This is a genomic window from Pseudoalteromonas sp. SG43-6 (assembly GCF_014164365.1).
Lineage (GTDB): Bacteria > Pseudomonadota > Gammaproteobacteria > Enterobacterales > Alteromonadaceae > Pseudoalteromonas > Pseudoalteromonas rhizosphaerae.
Genome location: NZ_JACJEZ010000002.1, coordinates 123179 through 147308, shown reverse-complemented (window position 1 = coordinate 147308; position 24130 = coordinate 123179). Strand labels below are relative to the sequence as shown.

The following is a 24130-nucleotide window of genomic DNA, read 5'->3' as shown; positions in this document are numbered from 1 at the left end:
CTCGTTGTGTTGAACCCAATTGGATTTGTATTTTTACTTAATCGATTAAGTAAAAATAACAAATATTTTACAAGAAGCAAATTATTTTGTGCTTAATTTGCTCTTTTTTTATTCATTCATTGATTTATAAAGTATTTTTTATTGTCTTAGAATATAGGTTTACTCAGTTACAGGGTTATCTTGCTGTAAAGCCGTTGCTGATGGATCTTTAAAATAATTAAACAGCATAGCTAAAAATAAAATGACAGCAAAGCCCGTAGCTAAATAAAAACCGTAACGCACATGGCCAAAGTAATCGCTGATCATACCCATGAACAAGGGTGCTAAAGCCGCCGAAAGTGCGGTAAAAAATAATATCACGCCCGCCACAGCACCGTGCTGTTGCACTGCAAAGCAGGATATACCTTTAGAGTTTAAAGTCGGATAAACCATCGACATAAATAACCCCGAAAGCGGCAATAAACCCACAGCCCAATCAACGCCACCGAATAATGTACCGACATAACACAGCGCAATGCCTAAGCTTAAATAGGCCATAACACCTTGCCAGCTATAGCGGTTTAGTAACCATACGGCAATAAATCGCCCTGCGGCACGCAGTACAAAAAATATTGTCAATGCATAGGTTGCAAGTAGTGGCCAAGAGCCAGTGTAATCTTTTAACAGCGTAGGCATCCATACATAAATAGCAACCTCCGTGGCCACATAAAGGGCAATTGCCAGAGAAAAACCTAGCGCATACGGATTTTTGATCATTTTCATGGTGGTGGCAAGCGAAGTGGGCTTTGCTGTGGTTTTTACAACGGCTGGGTAGTCTGCACGCCACGCTAGTAAAGCGAGAATTAAACACATTACACCTGCAATAATGTACAGGTAAGTCCAGCTTACATTTTGCACCAGTAAGACGCCTACTAGAGCTGGCCCTACAATGGCGCCTATGCCAAAAAAGCCTTCTACCTTATTCATCGTTTTAGTGTGATCTTCGTTACTATGTGAAATATCACCAAGTAACGCAAGCGCACCCGTTTTAAATAAACCAATGGCTAAGCCTATGCAGCAAAGTAGCAATAAAAAGAAGGTAAAGCTGGTGCTAAACGCAAACAAGACACAGCTCGCCGAAAATATTAAAAGGCCTAGCATGATGGTTGTTTTACGCCCTAAACTGTCTGCTAAAAAACCTAAAAACAATCCACTAAAAGCAATTAGCGCCATAGGTGCATAATGGAACGCGCTTGCTTGGGTCATGCTTAAACCAAACTCTTTAATAAGTTCAGGTATGATCATGCCCACCGCATCAGAAGTCATGGCAAACATAAAAAACATCATATATGTAAGCCAGCGTATTTGTTGCAACGGGTCGCTGCTTACGTGTGTGTGTGATTTTGTCATGTACTTTTTTCCTCGTTAAATGCTCAGTTAACACTCAGTAAGTCAGTTAGTTACTTATTGTAGTATTACGTAAGCCACGATTTTTGTATGTAAAATTATTAAAAATTACTTGTAAATTCTCACTCGCTAGTTAAAGATATATCTTAATCGATTAAGTTTCAACATGGTAATCACACAATGATGAAGAATAAAGTTCAATTGATCACATACGCTGATCGGATCACTGGTCAAGATATCAACGCATTGACCACACTTTTAAATGGCCCATTACACGGCGTATTTGGAGGTGTGCACCTATTGCCCTTCTATAATCCAATTGATGGTAGTGATGCAGGCTTTGACCCTATTGATCATAGTGCCGTGGATGAACGGATCGGTACTTGGCAAGACATTCAAGTGTTAGGCGCAGACTATGATCTGATGGCCGATTTGATTGTAAACCACGTATCGGCGCAATCTTTTCAGTTTCAGGACGTACTGGCAAAAGGCAAAGCATCTTCGTTTTGGGATTTATTTTTAACTAAAGAAGATGTCTTTCCAAATGGCATGAGCGACGCCGAGCAAAAAGCGATTTATCGCCCGCGCCCTGGCAGTTGTTTTACTCCAATGCCATGTGGCGATGGTCAAACGTATGATTTTTGGACCACGTTTACCGATAATCAAATCGACATTAATGTTAAAGTTGCTGCGGGCATTGCGTATTTAAATAATGTATTAACGAAGTTCTCTGCTAATAACGTTAATATTATTCGTTTAGATGCGGCGGGTTACGCGATTAAGCAAGCCGGCACAAACTGCTTTATGCTAGATGAAACGTTTGATTATTTAGATAAGTTATCGGCGCAAGCTAATGCATTGGGTATGGAAACAATTGCTGAAATCCACAGCCATTATCAAACTCAAGTTGACGTCGCAAAGCGGGTCAATATGGTTTATGACTTCGCATTACCACCATTGATTTTGCACAGCTTATTTACCAATAACAGTGATGCACTTGTAAAGTGGTTAAATATTTCACCACGTAATTGCTTAACAGTACTCGATACCCATGATGGCATTGGTATTATTGATGCGGGTCCAATGGGTGATAAGCCAGGATTATTAAATGCAGCGCAAATTGATAATCTAGTTGAAACTATTCATGCAAATAGCAATAACCAAAGCCGCCAAGCAACTGGGGCTGCTGCCAGTAATGTCGACTTGTACCAAGTAAATTGCACTTATTACAATGCGTTAGGCGCAAATGATTTTGACTATTTAGTTGCGCGCGCGATTCAATTTTTTGCACCCGGCGTACCACAAGTTTACTACGGTGGCTTATTCGCAGCTGAAAATGATATGGCGTTACTAGCAAAATCAAATGTAGGTCGTGATATTAATCGTCCATATTTAGATGCTGATATCATTGCGCAGTCTCTTGCAAAGCCTGTTGTACAGGGATTACTAAAATTAATTGAGATACGTAATACTCACAGTGCCTTTGCAGGTGAGTTTAGTGTTGAAGGTGATGACAATAGTTGTGCTTTAAAGTGGCTATTAAACGACAGTGAAATTGTCCTAAAAGTTAATTTTGCACGTCGCGAAGCGTTAATAATTGCACGCACTGGGAATGAGCAAATACTCACCTCACTAAATGATTTGTTAAACTAAGTTAACCTTACAATCAGTCACTTATCAGCCACTATGACCTAACTGTAATTGGTAGTTGATAAGTGCTTTTTGCTCTTTTTTGCTAATAAATAAATTAGCTGCTAATGCTCCTTTTTCTTCACTATTTTGATGAATAGTTGTTAATGTTGGCATAGAGCGCTGCGCTTCATCAATGCCATCAAATCCAACAATTCGCAATTCTTGGGGTATTTTTATACCTATTTTAACTGCTTCGCGAATTGCCGCGAGGGCAATAAGATCACTCATACAAAGTAATACATTGGGTCTAGGTATGCAGTTGAGCGCTTCTTTTGCTGCGATGCTTGCATAACGTTCGCTACTTTCTGGAATATTCCAAGTTCTATCGTCACCTAAGGTAATGTTAACTTCGCTTAATGCTTTTTGATAACCTCGTAATCTTTGATGTGCAATTGATTGACCGGCTTCGCATTCATGGTGCTCATATACACGACACAATACATTTTCATCTAATAACCGCAGTCCCAATATAGCGACCTGATCAGCACTGCTTTTTAATACGTGTTTGGCCACTTCATAACTAGCTTGTTCGTTATCTATGTTTACTGAGGCATTACGATCAATATCAAAATCAACGGTAACCACATGTTTGGGTACAATTTTTAATTGATCTACAAGTGATTGATTGCGCGGACGACCATAACAAATAAAGCCATCAACAAAATCTAATACGCTGTTAAGGTTTTGACTATTTCCCGAAAATAATAATAAGTTAATATTGTTTTTTTCAAGGATAGAAGCCACACCACGCATAAAACTACTGGCCACAGGATCCGACACCATATACTCAATACTGTCAGGTAATACCAGCGCAACAATATTAAATTTACCACGGCGTAATGACTGCGCTGCTTTATTGGGGCCAAAATAGCCAAGCTCTTTACACGCCAATAAAATAGACTCGCGACGACTTTTTGATAGTTGATCTGGACGATTAAATGCATTTGAAACGGTGGCGTTAGAAACGCCTAATTCTTTGGCGATGCTTTTTAATGTCCAATGTTTTTTTTGGGTCATACGACTTCTCATGATAGTGAACGCGATTCACTAATAAATTACCATATTTCACGCTAAATCAAAGTGTTAATTATATTGTAGCGTGTATAGCAAGTTACGTAATTAGGTATTAGGAACAAGAATGAACTAGAAAGTGGTTGTTATTAATAATAAAGTACTGGCTTTTTTATATCTGCTAGCTTACTAACTCACACGTTACTGTTTGGGTGATTTTTCACAAAGTCGCCTTATCATTTATATCTTTACATATGTACCCTTTTTGATGGTAAAGTACTGGTGTTTTCTATTTTGCTACAACTAATGAATTAAGTTTTTTAGTTTTAGGCAAAGTATATTGTATGTAATGGCGATTATATGTTGCAAATTGCGTCCTCGATAACCCGTTCTGGATTGAAATAATAAAATTTATCAAAGGTAAATTATGAAAATGAATAGATTGATTTTGGCGTTACCGTTACTAGGGGCAAGCTCTATGGCGCTTGCTAATACGACCCATCAGCGCGTATTCAAGCCACAAGCTGCGATTGTTGAACGTGTGCATCATCATGGCGTTGAACACGGCCATAATGAAAAAGCACCAATAGCACAGCTGCAATCACAACCCCAAAAATTTAGTATGTTAATGATGCGTAGCCAAGCGGCCACAGTCAGCTGCGATTTAAATGCACTGGCTAATGCTAGTTCAACGAGCATTATTACTGAGCTTAAAAATCAAGGTAGTGGCTGTGTTAATGAACTATTTAGTGCATCAGCATCAACTCAGAGCCTAGTATTTAGTTCTGATAATATGTATGCGGTTGCTAATCATGCAAAGTCACTCTCACAGACTTATGCTGGCGGTGGTGACATTGAACTCGAGGCATTGTTCCTATATTTACGAGCTGGTTTTTATGCGGAATTTTACAACGACAACGTGAGCTTTAGCTCTTGGGTTACGCCTGCCGTAATTGATGCGATAGATGCTTTTGTAAACAACAGCCATTTTTATGACGATAATGACGGCCACGGTAAAACGCTTTCTGAAGTGATCATTACGATGGACAGCGCTGAACAGCAACATCGTTACTTGTATGTGGTGAAACAGTGGCTAACGCGTTTTAACGAAAGCTATGCTGCAAAATGGAATATACGCAGTGCGGTGAATGGTATTTTTACTTTGCTTTATCGCGGCCAGTGGAATGATGCATTTGTTACAGCTGTAGCTAGCGATACTGATTTAGTTACTAAGCTGAATGCATTTACCCAAAAGCAGTGGATGATTGACTCTGACGCACAATATTTAATTGTTAATGCAGCCAGTGAGCTTGCGCGCCTTAAGCAATATTCCGACACTGCTATTCAAGCTACTGTTGATACTGGCTTAAAAGCGGTTTTTAGTACTTATAACAGCTTTGGCTATGGTGATGCAGTATGGCTTGCGGCGGCAGATTCTGTCAGTTATTACGCTGATTGTAATGACTATGGTATTTGTGGCTTTGTTGATGAACTTACTCAGCAAGCGCTTTCGCAAAATTATAGCTGTAGTAGCACTATTAAAATTCGCTCACAAAATATGACTGCAGCACAACATACAGCTGCATGTGCTGCAATGGGCGCAGAAGAAGGTTTATTTCACACTAAACTTGCCACCAATAACGCCCCAGTTGCCGATGATAACAATAGTTTTTTACAAGTAAATATATTTGATAGCAGCGATGATTATAGTAAATACGCAGGTGCGATTTTTGGCATTAACACCAATAATGGCGGCATGTATTTAGAAGGTGACCCCGCAGTTGTGGGTAATCAAGCAAATTTTATTGCCTATGAGGCGAGCTACGCCAATGCTGAGCATTACGTGTGGAATCTAGAGCATGAATATGTGCATTACTTAGATGGTCGTTTTGACTTATATGGAAACTTTAATTCACCAACTGAAGATATTGTGTGGTGGTCAGAAGGCGTTGCAGAATATGTTGCTAATCTTGATAATAATGACGCCGCTAAAAATACCATCAGTGATGGTTCGCGTTATACCTTAGCGCAAGTATTTGCCACTAACTATGACGGTTTTGATCAAGACCGTATTTATCGCTGGGGTTACTTAGCTGTGCGCTTTATGTTCGAACGCCATTACAGTGAAATTAATGCCATGCTTGCAGATACACGCATTGGTAATTGGAGTGCTTATAAAGCGAAAACTGTGCAGTGGGCAAATAATTATGAAAACGAGTTTGTACAATGGTGTGATGACTTAGTTGCAGGTACAACCACTAATACGCCACCAATCGCATACATCAATGGACCTTATGCCGGTATGCAAAACAATGAGATCAATTTTACGAGCAATGGCAGTATTGACAGTGACGGCTCAATTGTTAGTTATCAGTGGAGCTTTGGTGATGGCAGTAGTTCTAATCAAGCAAACCCGGTGCATACTTATACAACATCAGGACAATATAGCGTATCGTTAACGGTTGTTGATAACCAAGGTGCCAGCCAAACCGCATCAACATTGGCTAGTATTGAAGAGGATAGCAGCGTTGGTAACGGCGAGTTGATAAACGCTCAACCAATGACTATTGCTGGCGAGCAAGATGAGCTGTTGTATTTCAGCTTTGATGTACCGCAAGGTGCCAGCGACTTAGTGTTTAACTTAAGTGGTGGCACGGGCGATGCTGATTTATATGTGAGTTATGCTGCTACACCAACAATGGATAGTTATGATTGTCGTCCTTATGTCGGTGGTAATAGTGAACAATGTGTAATAAATCCTGCGCAAGCAGGTGTTTATCAAGTAATGATTCGTGGCTATAACATGTTTGATAATGTGAAATTAACCGCTTCATACACAGGAGTAAGTAGTAGTGTACCTGATGCATGTGCTACCCAAGGTAGTCGTAGCAATGGCCGTTTAAATGACGGTGAAGTGATTTGTTTGGGTAACAGCGATCCTATGTGGTTTAGTATTGCTGACGTACAAAGTCAAAGTGGTGTGGCGATAACTACCGCTAATGGCAGTGGCGACATCAGCCTAAGTTATTCAAACAGCAGCTGGCCAAATGGCAGTAATGAACAGGCTCAGTCCAGTAATAGCGGCAATAGCGAATGTATTTATATTAGTGATCAAAGCCAATATTGGGGTTATTTAAAGGTGTCGGGCAATAGTACTGGTGCAAGTCTAGTGGTTGATTTTAATAGCCAAGGGTGTCGTTAAAATTATCATATTAAAAAAGTAAAGCACCTACAGCAAAGCCCATCTATATGGGCTTTTTTAGTGTTGTAACTTAAGCGTTAAAGTGAGTTTAGATTGCTCGTTTATACACCGCGAGTGGATGCGAAGTACTTAACGATACGTGCACGCTATCGCCAGGGTATACAACGACTTCGTGGCTTACGCGGCTAGTAACCACTGTTTTACAGGCAAGCTCTACTGCACATAAACGACTCCCTCCTTCAAAGCGTACCCATACGACCACACCGTTGTTGCCGATCTCACCTTGTACTAGCATTACATCGTCGGGGCGAAGTAGGACATCCACCTCACCTTGTTGGCAATCTACGCCCTGAGCGGGCACATTGCCGATGGCTGTAGTTGCTTGATTATTCTCAAAAAAACCGTTAATGAAACTTGCTTCACCTAAAAAACGTGCAACAAAGCGATTGTTGGGCACACTAAAACAACGCTCAGGAGTATCAAGTTGCTGGATTTTTCCGGCCTTGAGCACACCCACACGATCGCCTATTGATAAAGCTTCTTCTTGATCATGAGTCACCCAAATTGCAGGCACGCCAGCTTTTTTCAGGGCATTTCGGATATCCCAGCGCAGCATATCTTTTAGTGCCGCATCAAGGTTTGAAAGCGGCTCATCAAGTAACACAAAGTCAGGTTGGTGGGCAAGGGTACGTGCTAGTGCAACTCGTTGTTTTTGACCGCCTGAAAGGGTGGCTGGCTTTTTATGACGAAAGTCATCAAGACCCAGTAGGGCTATCCAATGATCAGCAACGGCGGTATCTTTTAAACGAAAGCCAATGTTTTGCTCAACGGTTAAATGAGGGAATAACGCAAAGTCTTGAAATACCATACCTACGCTGCGTTTCTCAGGTGGCACAGTCAATTTAGGGGTAGCCTGCCATTTACCTAAGTTAATTTCACCTTCGCTAATAGGAATTAGTCCGGCGAGCGCTTGTAAAATTGTGCTTTTACCACAGCCCGTAGGGCCTACTAGCATGAGAATTTCACTTTCACCAAGCAACAAATTTAGGTCGCTTACTACACGGTTACTGCCATAATCTATAGACAACTGGCTTACAGATAGCATTTGTATTTAAATCCTCAATGTTCGAGTTGGTTACGTTTTTCGCCAGACATCATAATAGCTAAACCGCACGCAGAAATCAGTACTAACAATAACCCAGGAATAGCAGCACGACCAAAATAGCCCGCCTCATAAACACGCCATAAATAAGTCGATAGTGTTTCAAAGCCAGTTGGGCCAAGTAATAAGGTTGCTTCTAATTCACGCATGGATTCTAAAAATACTAAAGCGGCACCGGCTATGATCCCACGCATTGTTAGTGGTAAAGTTATGCGGGTAAATGCTTCGCGCGGACTGGCGCCTAAGACCCGCGCAGATTTAACTAAACTTGGATCAAGGTGCTCAGTGCTAGTGCGCACAGAGCCTACCGCTAAGGGTAAAAAACGCAGCATATAGGCAATGATCAACAGCCCTAATGTTTGATATAAAAACGGCAATTGCAAACCACCGTAAACTAGCGCTGTGCCCATTACAATACCTGGAATACCAAAACCAAAGTAAGTAACACGCTCCATGATACGACCCGCTTTACCGCTAAGTGCAGCATGGGCAACAGGGATAGCTACAATCACCGCAACCACTGCAGCAATGGCTGAGGCATACGCTGAATTCCACGCGATGCTAAAATCAAATGAGCTAAAGCCATCACGTGCTAACCACAGCGAAAATATCGCCAGAGGTAAGCCAATGGCTAATAATAAAATAGGCGCAAAAGTGGCAAACATAGCCGCTAGTTGCAACTTACTAGGAAACAAAATTAATGGCCGGCCATGGCGTTCGCTAGCCGTTTTAATTTGTGACTCAATCAACAGTAAAAAGCCCACAATCACCAACAACTGTAACGATAACATTGCTGCACGACTTAACTCAAACGCATTGTACTCGACATAAATAACCCGGGTAAAGGTATCAAGGCGCATCATTGCAGGTGTGCCAAAGTCAGACAAAGTATACAGTGCAACCAATAACGAACCTGCGGCAATGCCATTTACTACACGGGGTAAAATGACTTTAAATACACTTTCGGTCATCGACATACCTAAGGTGCGGGCCGCATTAACCATGCTTGCATCAAGACTAAGTAAAGATGAGCGGGTAGTCATCATTACAAATGGAAATGTGTAAAGAGTCATGACAATAGCTGCGCCGCTGAGTCCATCCATCGATGGCAGTTCAATACCAAGTAGATTATGTATCTCTCCGCCGGAGCCAAAAGCCGCATAAAGCGTAAATGCACCAATGTAACTGGGAATGGCTAGAGGCGCGGCAAAAAACACCAACCATACTTTTTTAAACGGTAAGCGCACATAAGCGCTGATAAATGCTAACGGTACTCCGATTAAAATAGAACCAATGACCGTTAATACCATCAAGGACAAAGTATTGCCGAGAATACTTAAATTATGATTATCAAACAAAGAGCTGGCATCAGTGGCCAGCGTTATTAAAATAAAGATAGGAGATAAAACAATAAGCGCTGCAAGCAGCGCCATTGGGTAAGAAGCTGGTAGTCGCATTACAGTACGCCGCTATTTCGCATCAAAGCTATGGTTGGCCGAAGATCAGCTAACTGTGTTAAGTCCACTTTGGGTGGTGAAATATTGGCTAAAGATGGTAACCCTTCAGGTAGAGGGACACCATTTACCAGCGGAATTTCATAGGCTTCACGAGCCAAGTAACCTTGCACTTCGATGCTTAATAAATAGCGCATAAAGTGAGTGGCAAGAGGGTCGTCGTTCAATGCCAAAATACCTGATGCATTGACTAAACAGCCTGCATCTTGTTGGGTAAATGCTAAATCAAGTTTGGCATCTGGTTTGCCTGATTTTAAACGTAAGGTGTAATAGTGATTAGCAAAACCAATATCCACTTCACCACGTTCAACGGCCATTACTACACCCAACTCACCGGCATAGGTTTTAGCACGCTTCTTAATCTTTTTCAGCCATTTCGCTGTTTTATCGTCACCTTCGAGAATACGCATTGCCGTTACAAATGATTGAAACGATGCATACGCAGGTGCCCAGCCAATGCTTAAGTCACTATCAGCAATGTCCATAATACTGGTTGGAATTTGCTCTTTGGTCAAACGCGAAGTGTTATAGGGTATGGTGCGCACACGACCGGTGACAGGGGCCCAATCTTTATAGCGAAACTGTGGTTGCAACTGCGCTGATAAATCACTCGGAATAGGTTGTGCAAGGCCGGCATCTGAAACCAAGCCAATAGCGCCAGAATCAACAGCCCAAAACAAATCGGCTCTACGCACCCCTGCTTTTGCTTCAGCAACAATGGTATTGGCTAAAGCTGCTGTAGGACCACGACGAATGCCTAGTTTAAAGTTGGGGTTTCTGTCTTGAATTGCTTGTAGCACATTTTCATACAAACCACCTTCACCACGACCTAGGTATAAGGTCAGCTCACCTTCAAGTTTAGGTAAGTCATCAACAGAAACTGGGTTTGCTATGTTGGCAGCTAGTGCGCGAGAAAGAGGCAATGGTAATGCACCGATTGCCCCAAACGCAGCTAGGCCTTGTATAAAGGTCCTACGCTTCACTTAAAATACATCCTTACGTGCTTTTTCGGCTTTTTCGAGTAATACCTTGGCGCGGTCTAATTTAGTGTGCATGCTACTTACCACATCGCGTACTTCATCAACACTTTTGTTATCTGAAATTGCTTTTGGCAGTGTCACGTTAAAATCTTTTTCTAATATTTCAACAAGTTTGGCATCTTGTTCGATAAGTGTGCCTTCAACACCTTCAAATAGGTGAAGGTAAGTATCGTGCACAATGCTGGTTGCTTCATCACTTAAACGCTCTGCATATTTGGCAATGACACGATCAAGTTTATGTTTAATTTCATCGATTGTAGCACTTTGAGTCATGCTTGTGGTTGCAGTTGCTTTAACGTTTGCAAGCAAACCTTTTTGTTGAAATTGCGCCGCTAGTTTAACTGCGCCAAGACCTTGCCACAAGGCAGCATTCATCGCTTGTTGTTCTTTACGAGCTTCAGTCGCCGGCTTGTTATTATCAATGGCCATTTTTACGCCATAAATACCTTGCCAGATTGACGCATATACCGGCACAAAATTTGTTTCAATCGCGCTGTGAAACTTCACTGATTCCCAATACTCGATTAGGTCATCGCTTTTTACTGCTTTTACGCCTTTGCTTTCATAGTCGCTTACCATGGTATCGACTTTGCCGATCATCCATTCAACTTCTTCTGAGTAATCTTTGATATTTGCTTGTAAGTGATTTACATGTTCGCCAATAGGGCCATTAGCAAATGCAGGTTGCGCAACAAATGCTGATACTAAAAGAAGGCTCACACCTAAGGTTGTTGCTGATTTAAATAATGCTTTCATGAAAGTGGATCCGAAAAGATGATTGTAAATGATAGGCATTATCATATATGTAACCATGACTAAAATCAAGGATACTAATTTTACGGACTAAATTCTATTTTGTCTTTATTTATAAAGCATTTGGCGATATTAGGGACGTGCCAACGGGTCGTTGAGTTGTGGCTAAAGCAAAGCAGCTAAGAGGTTATTTCTTAGCTGCTAACTAAATTATAAGTTTATCCGTTTGATAAGTCGGATCTCCTCCCCATCGACATCTAATAACGCAGTGACGGTGATCAACATCGGTTCGCTACTCGCTGTGAATTTAAATTGATAGTTTTGTACTGCATAAGGCGCAATCTCCACAGGGTGTTTTTGTGTCATTACACTTTCAAGCTGTATAAAGGGCGTAGCTGTCAGTGTTATTTGCCCCGTTGTCGCACCTGAATAAGGGCCTGATAGGGTCGCGGTAAATAGCCAATCACCCGCGTTATTTTTAGTCTGAGTGAGTGTCATCCCAACTCCGTTGAAAGGGACATTAGCAGCACTAATTTCACGGGTTTTATTTAATCCTTGCCAATTAAGATCTTGTTCGACAACAATTGTTTGAGCTTGTGTTGACGCTGGTAAGTGAATGTTGTGGATACCGGGTTTTAAGAGCTGACGGAGATGGTGCTTGTTAAGCACCTTACCTGCAGTTGCAAAGCTAACTTGGGCGGCCAATTGCAGCTCAAAATCGGTAGGGTTTTCGACGCGTAAAAAGGCTTTGTTGTGGTGATAGTAAACACCAGAATTAATACCACTGAGTGCGCTAAAACCACTATTACCTAATAGGGTTTTATAGCGGTTAAATATAACTGCAAGTTCAGCATTTATGGCTGTATGGTTGCTCGGCTGAGGTAATTTTGCCATTAACTTACTCAGCTCGACATCGCAATTAACCAGTTTGCGCTGATGTTGTTGGCAGGTTCTAAACACTCGATTTAATAATTTATAACCTGTAAATAGCCACGGATCAGTAAGCTGTGTTTGGTTTTGTGCTGCTAAATTTAAATATTTAGCATCGCCAGCTGGCGTTGCAAATAAGTAAGGTGTGATCTGGTGATTGTTATTTTTACTTAATAAGCTGATTTTTTGTGTATCGAGTGCGGCTGTTATTTTAGTCGATAAAGCAAGGGTAAATGTTTGCCCAATGATATTCGTCCCGTTATCCGCTTTTAAGCCCACCGTTAGTTGGCTGCTCCCTAATGTAAGGTTTAAACCAAGTGTTGCGTGTTGAGCTAAAGCGGCTTTTAACTCAGGACTAAGTGCGATTTGCACAGGCTGAAAATCCTTGAAATTACGTGCGGTTATTATTAACCGCTCAGCATCTACTGTTAATAGTTTTAGTAATTGGTCGTCATTCGCTTGCTCATTACCAATAAACGTAGTGCGGTATTGTTGGTTTTGCTCGCTGCGCTTGCCTTGCATGGCAATGCCTATTTCACCGCGCTGTAATTGTGCCGGTTCAAATTCAATTAAAGCAGCCACTTGGTGCTTATTTGTCAGATCGATTAACGCATTTACTTGTGGTGCGGGAAAGTCCATCACTGGGTGCGATACATCAGTAGTGAGAGCGGGGTTTATATCCAATCGAGATAAGGTATTTGAATCTGTATTTCGTAGCCAATAAGCATTACCATTTTGCTCCCACGGGCCTGATACAATATGAAAACTGGGTTTTATATTTTGCACAAAGTCAGCAAAGCCTTGCTCTATTGCCTGCCAATCTTTAAAAGTGTGTTTAAGGAGTGAATTGGCTGTGCTGAGCGTGGCGTCACTGTGTGGGTTGGCAAGCCTAAGTTGCTGCACAAAATATGCAAAATATTGTGCGCGTTCTGGAGAGCTTAAAAGGTAATGAATGATAAAAAAATTAAGGCCGCGTTTAAGTGCAGGATCATCGTTTATTTGCTCAAGAGTGGGTTTATCAGCACTGTAATATTGCTTTAAACCGGTCTCAATATAATTCATAGGGGCACGATCAAACACCATCACAGTCAGTTGTTTTTGCTTGGCATCGTAAACATGGTGAGCGACCGAGTCGGCTAAGCCTTCGGTGATCCAATTAGGCGCCCAGGTTGAATGACCGTTTAAAGCCATGTGAAAAGCATGCATGGTTTCGTGAATGACAATATAGCGTTGGTGATGCTCACGATGGCTTGGGAAGTTATATCCTGCGCGGTTATAAAACATAGTTTCGCCGCCTGCGGTTTTATGTACGCCTCTTAAAAAACCGTCATCAAGCATGGCCTCGCGCACTCTATCGCGGCTGCTACCATACACTACAGCGATACGCTGGCGTTCAATATTAGGTGGCTCCATACCGAATAGTGCAACATAGTGTGGATAAGCCATTTCTAAAAGCGCTAAATACAGCGTTACTTTTTCTTTTGGTAAATCACTCTTCAGTGCAAAGTGTTTACTTACCCACCAATCATATCCTCGGCTATTACCAATTTTGCCATCGCTATATGTATAGGGGATGGTTTTCCCTAAGAATGCAATGTCCATTTTGTGTAACGTACTGGTGTAACCTTGTACTGATAGGTCTACTTGCATCTGTTGTGGATCAGTTTCCATAGCACTTGACGTTGTTGTTTGTGGTTGTACGGTCTGCGCAGTATCGGCTTGCGGCTCTTTTTGACACGCGGCAAGTAACAGTAATAACAAAGTGAGTGAGAGTTTTTTCATAATTATAGTTGTTTTATGTGTATATTGTATGCAATATAAAATACTGTGTTTAATTGTGAAAGTAAACTATGAATAATAATCAAATACCAATAACAACCAACTCAGCAGCAAAGCAGAGTAAGCAAACCCCAGCTAATAAAGGCTTTGGTGTGGCATTTTATATTGCAAACACCATGGAAATTTTTGAGCGCTTAGCTTGGTATGGCTTTTTTGCGGTTTCATCTGTCTATATGACTACCCCAGTTGAACAAGGTGGGGTGGGCTTTAATGATGCACAGCGTGGTGCTGTGCAAGGTATTATTCCTTTCTTTTTATATTTATTACCGGTGTTAACAGGCGCGCTGGCTGATCGGTATGGTTATAAAAGGCTGTTTATAATTTCCTTTATAATTATGGCGCCAGGTTACTACTTTTTAGGCCAAGTAACTGACTTTAATTCGTTCTTTATGATTTTAATGTTGGTGGCATTTGGTGCGGCGTGTTTTAAACCTGTGGTGGTTGGTACTATAAGTCGCAGCACGAATGATACTAACCGTGGCCTAGGGTTTGGTATTTTTTACACTATGGTTAATTTGGGCGGCTTTATTGGCCCATTAGTCGCCGGTTATATGCGTGCGATCAGCTGGGATGCGGTATTTGTAATGTCGGCCGTGTGGATTTTGCTTAACTTTATTCCGCTGCTATTTTATCGCGAAACAACCCCATCTTCGCAAGCAAATACCAGCCTTAAGCAGGTATTACAACAAGCTCAACAAGTATTAGGCAACAGCCGCTTTGCACTGTTGTTATTTACTTGTGTGATTATTCTAATGACCGCAGGCGTGAGTTGGCTCAGTTATACGCAAGCTTTTGTATTAATTGCTCTATGGTTAGGGACAAACTGGTTGTGGGATAAAAGTGTCAGTACTAAGCAAAGCCATAACTGGCACTTACAGCCGGTGCGGGTAAGTAACCGTAATTTTGCCTTGTACTTAGCCATATTGACAGGGTTTTGGACTGTGTATAATCAGCTATTTTACACTTTACCGTTGTTTATACGCGATTATACAAACACTCAAGACTTAGTTGTTTTACTCAGTTGCTTTGGTCAATCAACAGTGGATTTTTTTGCGTTTGTTGATAGTGGAGCATTGAGTGAAAAAATTCAGCTTCTATCAGTCAATTATGCATCTTCATCACCTTTAGCGAGCACTGAGCTTGAAGCAATACGCCTTGAATTAGTGCATTTAAAAGTAAACGTGCCAGTGAGCGAAATAGCGCTTTTTATTGAGCAAATAGCGACTAGCGACTTTACCCTGCAACAAAGTAAACAACTTGCCCAGCAATGGCTGGTTTACCGACAAGTTAATCCCGAGTACCTGATTAATTTAGACTTTGCGGCCATAGTATTATTACAAATAATCGTTAGTGTAAAATGCCAAAGATTTAAGGTGATATCGGTTTTGATCAGTGGTTTGATTGTTACTGCGGGTGCTTTTTTAGTGTTATTGCTAATGAGCGCGGGTTTATTAATGACGCAACTGGGCGGAGCGGTCATGATCACGGTTATTTTATTGATTGCCTTGGGTGAAATGCTCACCTCGCCAAAAAGCCAAGAATATGTTGCCAGTATTGCCCCTAAAGATAGCGCTGCAATGTTTATGGGTTATTATTTTGTATCTATGGCACTGGGTTTTTTATTTGCTGGTTTTTTATCAGGTTGGAGCTATGGTTACTTAGTGAAAGAGCTGCAACGTCCGGCACTCATGTGGCTATTATTTGCAATGATCGCGCTTTTCACTGGCTTTGGTTTTTACCTTCTAGCGCGAAATAATAAGGATACCCACAGTGAAACTTAAACAGCGACTTATTTTAATAGCTGCCATGCTGATGTTGAGCTTACAAGCCACAGCAAATGACCCAGTGAGCGGTGAAAATAGTCATTATAAAAATTTAATTGATCGCACGGGAAGTCCATATTATATGCAAGACTTTGCTAGAGGCGAGCATCAACGCTTTAGTCCATTATTTGACTTAGGTGCATGGCATGGTCATTTACTGCCAAGCGATGACAATATCGGAAGCTTTACCGGGCCTGCAATTATTAGCGAAGAATACCTTAATTTTATCGCCCCTTATTTAGAAAAGCTCAGCGTCTATAAAGACCAAAGTCATAAAGTTAAACTCGCCATGAATAGTTACAGCTTGCCGGGTGCTTTAGTGCAAGAATTAACGGGTGATGGCGTAAGTATTCGCATGGAGTTACGTTTTGTAAGTAATCGTACTTCGTTAGTTAAAACACAGATCACAACCAAAAAACCACTCATTTTGCGCTGGGAAGGGCGGTTAGTGAGTAAGTTAACAGCTCAAGACGGTATCGCAAAAGATGCGCGTTCACCTTTTGAAGTATACCCGCAACTGTTACCTCAATGGCAAGTGAGTGATAATACTATCACGCTAAAGTTTGGCAAAGTGCGTGCACATGGCCAGTTACTAACTTCTGGCAGCTCGCAGTTACAATTGCATAAAACGCTATCAGTCAACACCACTCATGAAGCATTAAGCTATGCAAGTGACACAACAATTGATAGCGATACCACGTTTTACACAACTTATTCGTACTTATTAAATAGCCAAGAAGCGGCAAACGAGCAGGCTATTATAAAAGATGTTTTAAACCAGCCCGAGCTGTATTTAGCCCGCAGTGCCACGCGTTGGCAAGGGTATATTAATAGTGCGCTGCGCCCGTTAGCCAGTGCCGATGAAAGGCATAAAAAGTTAGCCGTCAAAAGTATTGAAACCTTGATTGGTAATTGGCGTTCTAAAGCCGGTGCTGTTGGCTTTGATACCGTAAGTCCTGCCGTGACGGGACGCTGGTTTTCCGGTAATCAGACTTGGCCGTGGGATAGTTATAAGCACGCTTTTGCCCTGGCGACTTTTCACCCAGTACTCGCAAAGCAAAATCTCAATGCGGTATTTGAGCACCAAATAACAGCAAATGATGCTGTAAGACCGTGGGATGTAGGGTTTATTCCTGATTTAGTGGCTTATAATTTAAGCCCTGAACGGGGTGGTGATGGGACTAACTGGAACGAACGTAATACTAAACCCAGTTTAGCCGCTTGGGCTGTGTGGCAAGTTTATGAGTACACAAATGATAAGCAGTGGCTTGCGGAAATATTCCCAAAGTTGGTCAGCTATAGAAACTGGTGGCTAACTAATCGAGATCACAATGGCAATGGTGTGCCAGAGTATGGCGCAACAGTTGATAAGGCCCATACAACGGATGACGGTAAATTACGCTTTGAGGTGCAAACAGCAACGGGTTGGGCTGCGCAAAGTGGTCTTGAAAATTATAAGGATCAGCTTATCGCCCATCCACAAAAACAGATAAAGATCCCTGCGCAAACAGCGGCATCGTGGGAGTCGGGCCGAGATGATGCAGCGGTGTTTGGTTTCATTAGCAGTGAACAACTCGCGAAGTATATAAAAAATGGCGGTAAAGCCACTGATTGGCACGTAGGTTTTGCCGAAAATTTTGATAAAGCGGGGCGTTTGATTGGCTACTCATTACTGCAAGAATCAGTCGATCAGGCATCATACATGGCAGCGGATAATCGCTATTTAAGTAAAATTGCTAAAGAGCTGAATTATCCTCGCCAAGCGAGTTATTTTTTAAAACAAGCAACCAAACTAAGAGCGTATATAAATCGATGTATGTTCGATAGAACAACTGGCTATTATTATGACATTGAAATAGCACCACAACCGTTAGCAAGTGGCTGTGCAGGCAAGCCGTTAGTTAAGCGCGGTAAAGGCCCTGAAGGCTGGTCGCCGCTATTTAATCAAGTAGCCACGGTTGAACAAGCGCAGCAAGTGGTTGATGTAATGCTTGATGAAAAAGAGTTCAATACCTACGTACCACTTGGCAGCGCGGCTTTGAGCAACCCTGCTTTTGGTGCAGATATCTATTGGCGAGGTCGAGTATGGCTTGATCAGCTGTATTTTGGTTTGGTGGGTATGAGTCATTACGGTTATTGTGAAAAGGCGCAGCAACTCAGTGAGCAACTACTTACTCATGCTGATGGCTTATTGGCCAGTGCTCCTATTCGCGAAAATTACAATCCTTTGACGGGCGAACAACAAGGCGCGCCTAATTTCTCGTGGAGTGCCGCGCATTTATTGTTGATAATGCAAAAACAAGGACGTTGGTGTGAGTAGGGCTAAATAAATATTGATATAAACGTTCAATTAAAGGCTAAGTATGTGTGAAATAAATGCTCAACAGCTTATGCAAAACAATAAAATAATACTCTTTGACGGGCAGTGTAAGCTTTGTAATGCATGGTGTAATTTTATTATTAAGCACGATAAAAAGCTGTGTTTTAAATTATGCAGTGTGCAGTCTTTAAAAGGCCAAGCAATCCTCACGCACTTTGGTTACCCAACAGCTAATTTTAAAACCATGATCTATGTTGAAAATAATCAGTGTGTTACCAAAAGTGATGGTGTGATTAATGTTGTTTCACAGTTGGGTTGGCCATGGCCCTTAGCTAACATATTACGAATAATACCGAAACGGATACGCAACTGGGGGTATGATGCCATTGCACTTAACCGGTATCGCTTATTTGGAAAATATAATTATTGCGTGATCCCAAGTCATGAGTATGATCACCACTACTTATAATTTCTTTACAAGGCGGACTGTTGGCAGGTTATTTGGTTAAACTTAATATACTGTTTTTAGTGTTTAGTGCTGGACTATATGCTCAAAATGACACCCATGATGACTCTGCAATCGTGGTAGATGTTCGCGACAGAATTAATCTGCGGATGCAAAATACCGCCCAGTGGTTAGACGATTTACTCGGTGAAGAGGTTAACCCAAACAAAGCCCATGCGAGAGGTTTTTTGCGGTTAGGCTGGCTTCCCCGCAGTGCTGATCTAGCTGAAACAGAAGTACGCTTTAAAGTATCATTAAGCTTACCTAGCTGGGAAAACCGCTTAAATCTAATAATAGATAATGACGCTGACGAATTTAGCCGGTTGCCTTTTGAAACCGACTCCCCAGCTAATCAAAACAATGGTACTGAAGACATAAATGCTGCGCTGCAATTTTTAGTTGAGCGTACCGCTAACTTAGAGGTTGATAATCGTGTTGGCATATCACGTAGCCAACTTTATGGACGCAGTGCACTTCGTTGGAATAAAACATTTAATCAAACGCAGTACTTTGCATCTGCCGGCTTAGAGTATTACTTCTCTGATGGCTTTGGTTACTTTATTAAGCTCTCCAGTGATACTAAGATCAATGAGTTTTATTCGCTGAATGTCTCTGCTAATTACCGTGAAATTGATGACGAAATAGATAGCGAAATGCGCTCAGGTGTTTATTTAAGTTATATACCCGATGCGCAGCGAGCCGCAGTGTTTGGTGCCAATGTACAGAATAGTTTTGATGACTTTACTATCTATACAGTATCGTACCGTTACCGGCAGCAAGTAAAATACAGTTGGCTGTTTTATGAATTAGAGCCGTTTATAGAATACCGAGAAGAACTCAATTATCGCGACGAAGTAGGATTCGCGATTCGTTTAATTGGCTATTATGGCCAGTGATAATGACTAGTTTTTATCTATTATGATAAAATCCCCTCAGTTTAATTTTGTAGAGATAGATCATGGCTAGCACCGCACACGCATTACACATTTTAGTTAAGCATAAAGAACTTGCCGAAGACATAATTCAGCAGTTAAAAAAAGGCGCTAAGTTCCATGTGCTCGCTAAAAAACATTCCTCTTGCCCATCGGGTAAAAAAGGGGGTGATTTAGGCGAATTTAAACGTGGCCAAATGGTTCCGCAATTTGATAAAGTGGCTTTTGGCGCAGAAATATTAGAACCACATTTAGTAAAAACTAAATTTGGTTGGCATGTGATAAAAGTGCTTTATAGAACGTAAGAGTAAAGTTAGCTAGAAAAACGAGTGACTTCGATTTAACGAAAAAACCACCTACAAAGGTGGTTTTTTCGTTTAAGTATCCAGTAACTTTAGCTGCCAACGGCACTTGGTTGTACATCCAAACCATAACCAAACATCACTGCAAGTACGAGCACAATCGATGCTGCTAACATCAATTTAAGTAATAGTGGTAAACAAAAACGGAACCAATGCCCATAAGGGACACCCGCCATGCCTAAAATTCCCATTAATACCGCATTGGTAGGGATAATCATATTTGAAAAGCCATCACCAAATTGATACGCAAGCACTGCAACTTGGCGTGGCACGCCGACTAAATCGCCCAGTGGTGCCATAAGTGGCATAGTGACATACGCTTGCCCAGAACCTGACGGAATAAAGGTATTAAGCACTGTTTGAATTACTAACATGCCAATGGCTGATATTTCAGCACTCACATAAGATAATGGCAGTGACATGCCATGCACTAAGCTATGCAATATTTGCCCATCTTCAAGGATTAAAGCAATACCACGGGCAACACCAATTAAAATAGCGGTGGTGACGAGATCTGAAACACCTTCAATAAAGCGGTTTGCAGCATCATCGGCAGATAAACGGCCCAGAATAGCGATCAACACACCCCACGCGATAAACACGCCGCCTAATTCGTATAAGTACCAGCCTTTGGTTGCAATACCCCATACAGCAACACCTAGCGTGACAATAAAGCTACCTAAAATTAATTTATGACGCAGTGCAAGTTCAGGGTAATGCGGTGTTGCTTGATCATTGAGAGGGCAAGGCACATCAAGCATCATGGATTTACTTGGATCGGCGGCCACCTTTTTAGTGTACTGCCACACATGATGAAAACCAATTAGTACAAAGGGCACAAATATCGCTAAGCGCAACCATAAACCAGAATAAACAGGAATTTCAGCAATCTGTTGGGCAATTAACACTGTGAATGGGTTAAACGCAGACACGCCATAACCAATCCCGTAACCGGCTACAATCATCCCTACTGCTGTCATTGCATCAAGGCGCATAGCTTTACAAAGAGCGACTAATATTAATACAAATGGAATATATTCACCCGCTGTACCAATACTGCTTGATGCTAAGGCAAAACAAAAAACCACCATAAATATAAGTCGTTGCGGCTTTTTACCATGGCGCTCAAGTAAACGGCCAATCAACGCATCAACCGTGCCGGTAGCACGGGCAATGGCCAGTACACCGCCAACAATCAAGACAAAAAAGATCACATCTTGCGCCGCAGCAAAGGCGCGCGGAATCGCCGTTAATAAATCCCAAGGGGTAAGATAGTGACGTTCAGCGACCGTATGATAGGTGCCCGCAAGGACCATTTCCCGACCAGACTCGGTGAGTGTTGTGTCAAAAAAACCTTGTGGTACTAACCAGGTAGCAACTAACGCAGTGACCATCATACCTAGCAGTAAAATCAAAGTATGCGGTACTTTGAAAGAATTACTCATACGTTCTCCATTTTTATAATTGGCGCAGCAGATATGCCTCGCTGTTTTTTGTTAAGGATAACACGAGTTATAAAATCACAATAAAAATAGCAACGTCAGTCTGTAAAGGAATGTAACGGGGGGCACTAAGTTAAAGAAGAAAGTTAGTTAAAAAGCGACGCAACAGGTAAATTGCGTCGCTTGTCATTTTATTACGCTTCTTGCTCGGCGATTTGTTTAAATGCTTGCACAAATGCGTCGCTTGGCTGGCCGCCAGTGAGGGCGTATTGATCGTTAATGATAAAGGTTGGCACTGAGGAAATGCCCATTTGCTGTAGCGCATTTTGCTCGCTGCGTACTTCTTGGAAATACTCGCCTGAGTCTAAAATTTCTTTTGCGCGGGCTCTATCAAGACCAACACTTTGTACTACATCAAGTAGGTTGTCTTGCTCATTAAGGAAAATTAAATCGGTAAAGTGGGCTTTAAATAAAGCGAGTTTTAGCTCGGTTTGTTTGCCTTCAGTGGCAGCCCAAGTGAGTAAGCGATGTAAGTCAAAGCTATTGATCATGATGCGTTTACCGTCAAAATTAAAGGTAAAGCCTGCTTTTTCACCCATCTCTAAAATACGTTTGCGGTTTTCGTCGCCTTGCTCCTCGCTCAGGCCATATTTTTGTTGTAAATGCTCATTTAAATCTTGCCCTTCAATTGGCATATCTGGGTTTAACTCAAATGGCTTCCAGCTGATCTCAGCTGAAAATTCGTCACTTAATTGCGCTAATGCTGTTTCAAGGTTTTTATAACCAATAATGCACCAAGGACACATTACGTCTGAAACGATGTCGATTTTTAGCTTTTTCATGAGTGAGCCTATTTTTTACAGTGTGTACGGGTCTATATGCAGGCGCGAAGGGGTTAATTCAAGAGGGGGGATTTTCAATTTACAGAAATAAGTGCTTAAACTGCACGGTAAGCGTTTACCGTGCAGTCGTTATGATGGACTAGCTTAGTCAGCTAAACCAAAAGGGTCTTCGATGCTATGGGCAGGCTCAGTAAACCATTTTGGCCCTTTATCAGTCATATAGAAATGATCTTCTAAGCGAACGCCAAATTCATCAGGTATAACTAGCATAGGCTCATTACTAAAGCACATACCTGTTGCAAGTGGGGTTTTGTTGCCGCCGACTAAATAAGGCCATTCGTGAATATCTAAGCCAATACCGTGGCCTGTGCGGTGGGGGCAACCTGGCGTTTGATATTCAGGACCTAGCTCTTGCGCGGCTAAGTAACTACGCGCGGCGGCATCGACTGCTTCACAAGGCGCACCAATTTTTGCAGCGTTGAAGGCGGCGATTTGCGCGGCTTTTTCGTAATCCCAAAACTGGCGTTGGCGCTCTGTGGCCTCACCAAACACATAGGTGCGGGTAATATCTGATAAATAATCATGTACTTTACAGCCAGTATCAATCAGTACCATATCGCCTTTTTTAAGAATTTGCGGGTCTTTCACGCCATGTGGGAACGAGGTTGCAACGCCAAATAATACGATGCAAAAATAGTTACCTGGAGCACCTACTTTTTGGTGTGCTTGCTTGATAAACGCTTCAACTTCGCTCGTGCTGATTCCTTCGTGTAACATACTTGCAGTTGCTTGGTGAACCGCTAACGTCATATCCATAGCGCGTTGCATCAGTGCCAGCTCGTTGGCTGATTTATGCATTCGACAATGAGCGGTCACAGGTTGTGCATTGACTAGGTTTAAGCCAGTTTGTGCTTTGTTTATACCATCAAAAATAAAGAACTGTGCGCTTTCGTCAATGCCAACAGTGCCATTAGCCGCAATGCCCATTTCTGCGAGTATTTCAACAAATAAAGCATAAGGGTTTTGGTGCTCTTGCCAACCACGAATAGGGCCATCGATGACTTTAAAACCGTTTAGTGAGCCAATTTCAAAATACGGGGCAATGTATTGTACGTCGCCTTTAGCCGGTAATATTGCGCCTACCATACGCTCACTGGCATACCAACGCATACCGGTAAAGTAGGTTAAGTTAGTGCCTGCATTTAAGTAAATTGCATCAATACAATTGGCTTGCATGTAGGCTTGTGCTTTGGCAATACGCGCTAAATGCTCATCAGCCTGAATAGGCATTAAATCGCCCGTCATATCGCTTAGACCGGCGAGTGCTTGCTCTTTAGTTTGCGTACCAATTCCGAATGTTGTCATGGTGCTCTCC

Annotated in this window: 17 protein-coding genes; 7 read left to right on the top strand and 10 right to left on the bottom strand. The window is 41.9% G+C overall.

From position 1 onward, the window contains the following. Positions 1-159: 159 nt before the first annotated feature. The gene (locus H5201_RS01370) at positions 160-1389 is read right to left on the bottom strand and encodes a sugar MFS transporter (RefSeq protein ID WP_182783551.1); all 1230 of its coding nucleotides are present in this window, start codon (positions 1387-1389) and stop codon (positions 160-162) included. A 177-nt stretch (positions 1390-1566) separates the two neighbouring features. Here H5201_RS01370 and gtfA point away from each other — a divergent pair, with 177 nt between their 5' ends. Continuing rightward, positions 1567-3039 (top strand): sucrose phosphorylase, encoded by a 1473-nt coding sequence (gene gtfA / locus H5201_RS01365; RefSeq protein WP_182717626.1) that lies wholly within the window; start codon positions 1567-1569, stop codon positions 3037-3039. A 24-nt stretch (positions 3040-3063) separates the two neighbouring features. Here gtfA and H5201_RS01360 read toward each other — a convergent pair whose 3' ends face one another. Next, positions 3064-4095, bottom strand: a complete 1032-nt coding sequence (locus H5201_RS01360) for a LacI family DNA-binding transcriptional regulator (RefSeq protein WP_149981804.1) — start codon at positions 4093-4095, stop codon at positions 3064-3066. 421 nt (positions 4096-4516) lie between these two features. On the opposite strand from H5201_RS01360, the gene H5201_RS01355 reads away from it, so the two are divergent. Then, the gene (locus H5201_RS01355) at positions 4517-7291 is read left to right on the top strand and encodes a collagenase (protein WP_182783549.1); all 2775 of its coding nucleotides are present in this window, start codon (positions 4517-4519) and stop codon (positions 7289-7291) included. A gap of 88 nt (positions 7292-7379) precedes the next feature. Here H5201_RS01355 and H5201_RS01350 read toward each other — a convergent pair whose 3' ends face one another. The 5 genes from H5201_RS01350 to H5201_RS01330 form a co-directional block, all read right to left on the bottom strand. Then, positions 7380-8396 (bottom strand): ABC transporter ATP-binding protein, encoded by a 1017-nt coding sequence (locus tag H5201_RS01350; protein WP_182760781.1) that lies wholly within the window; start codon positions 8394-8396, stop codon positions 7380-7382. Between the two features lie 14 nt (positions 8397-8410). Then, positions 8411-9910 carry an iron ABC transporter permease gene (locus H5201_RS01345; protein WP_149981801.1) on the bottom strand — a complete coding sequence of 500 codons (1500 nt, stop codon included), beginning with the start codon at positions 9908-9910 and terminating at the stop codon, positions 8411-8413. Continuing rightward, complete coding sequence (locus tag H5201_RS01340; RefSeq protein WP_145234493.1) at positions 9910-10950, bottom strand: extracellular solute-binding protein; 1041 nt, start codon at positions 10948-10950, stop codon at positions 9910-9912. Before H5201_RS01340 ends, H5201_RS01345 begins: the two co-directional genes overlap by 1 nt. After that, entirely contained in the window at positions 10951-11763 is an 813-nt protein-coding gene (locus tag H5201_RS01335; protein ID WP_182717622.1) for a hypothetical protein, read from the bottom strand. Between the two features lie 207 nt (positions 11764-11970). Continuing rightward, positions 11971-14472, bottom strand: coding sequence for a hypothetical protein (locus H5201_RS01330; RefSeq protein ID WP_182783547.1), 2502 nt, complete (start codon positions 14470-14472; stop codon positions 11971-11973). Between the two features lie 68 nt (positions 14473-14540). Here H5201_RS01330 and H5201_RS01325 point away from each other — a divergent pair, with 68 nt between their 5' ends. The 5 genes from H5201_RS01325 (at position 14541) to ppiC (ending at position 20414) form a co-directional block, all read left to right on the top strand. After that, positions 14541-16310: an MFS transporter gene (locus H5201_RS01325; protein ID WP_182783545.1), complete on the top strand. Its 1770-nt coding sequence runs from the start codon at positions 14541-14543 to the stop codon at positions 16308-16310. Continuing rightward, positions 16300-18672, top strand: a complete 2373-nt coding sequence (ygjK, locus tag H5201_RS01320; protein WP_182739489.1) for an alpha-glucosidase — start codon at positions 16300-16302, stop codon at positions 18670-18672. The genes H5201_RS01325 and ygjK overlap by 11 nt, the downstream gene beginning before the upstream one ends. A gap of 43 nt (positions 18673-18715) precedes the next feature. Then, the gene (locus H5201_RS01315; protein ID WP_145234484.1) at positions 18716-19141 is read left to right on the top strand and encodes a thiol-disulfide oxidoreductase DCC family protein; all 426 of its coding nucleotides are present in this window, start codon (positions 18716-18718) and stop codon (positions 19139-19141) included. Between the two features lie 20 nt (positions 19142-19161). Continuing rightward, positions 19162-20073, top strand: coding sequence for a hypothetical protein (locus H5201_RS01310; RefSeq protein ID WP_182717618.1), 912 nt, complete (start codon positions 19162-19164; stop codon positions 20071-20073). A gap of 62 nt (positions 20074-20135) precedes the next feature. Further along, complete coding sequence (gene ppiC / locus H5201_RS01305) at positions 20136-20414, top strand: peptidylprolyl isomerase PpiC (protein ID WP_145234480.1); 279 nt, start codon at positions 20136-20138, stop codon at positions 20412-20414. An 89-nt stretch (positions 20415-20503) separates the two neighbouring features. Here ppiC and H5201_RS01300 read toward each other — a convergent pair whose 3' ends face one another. From H5201_RS01300 to H5201_RS01290, 3 genes are all read right to left on the bottom strand, one after another. After that, positions 20504-21916, bottom strand: a complete 1413-nt coding sequence (locus tag H5201_RS01300; protein WP_145234478.1) for a YfcC family protein — start codon at positions 21914-21916, stop codon at positions 20504-20506. A 191-nt stretch (positions 21917-22107) separates the two neighbouring features. Continuing rightward, complete coding sequence (locus H5201_RS01295) at positions 22108-22755, bottom strand: DsbA family oxidoreductase (RefSeq protein WP_138554903.1); 648 nt, start codon at positions 22753-22755, stop codon at positions 22108-22110. Between the two features lie 144 nt (positions 22756-22899). Then, entirely contained in the window at positions 22900-24120 is a 1221-nt protein-coding gene (locus H5201_RS01290) for a Xaa-Pro peptidase family protein (protein ID WP_182717617.1), read from the bottom strand. Between the last annotated feature and the right edge of the window lie 10 nt (positions 24121-24130).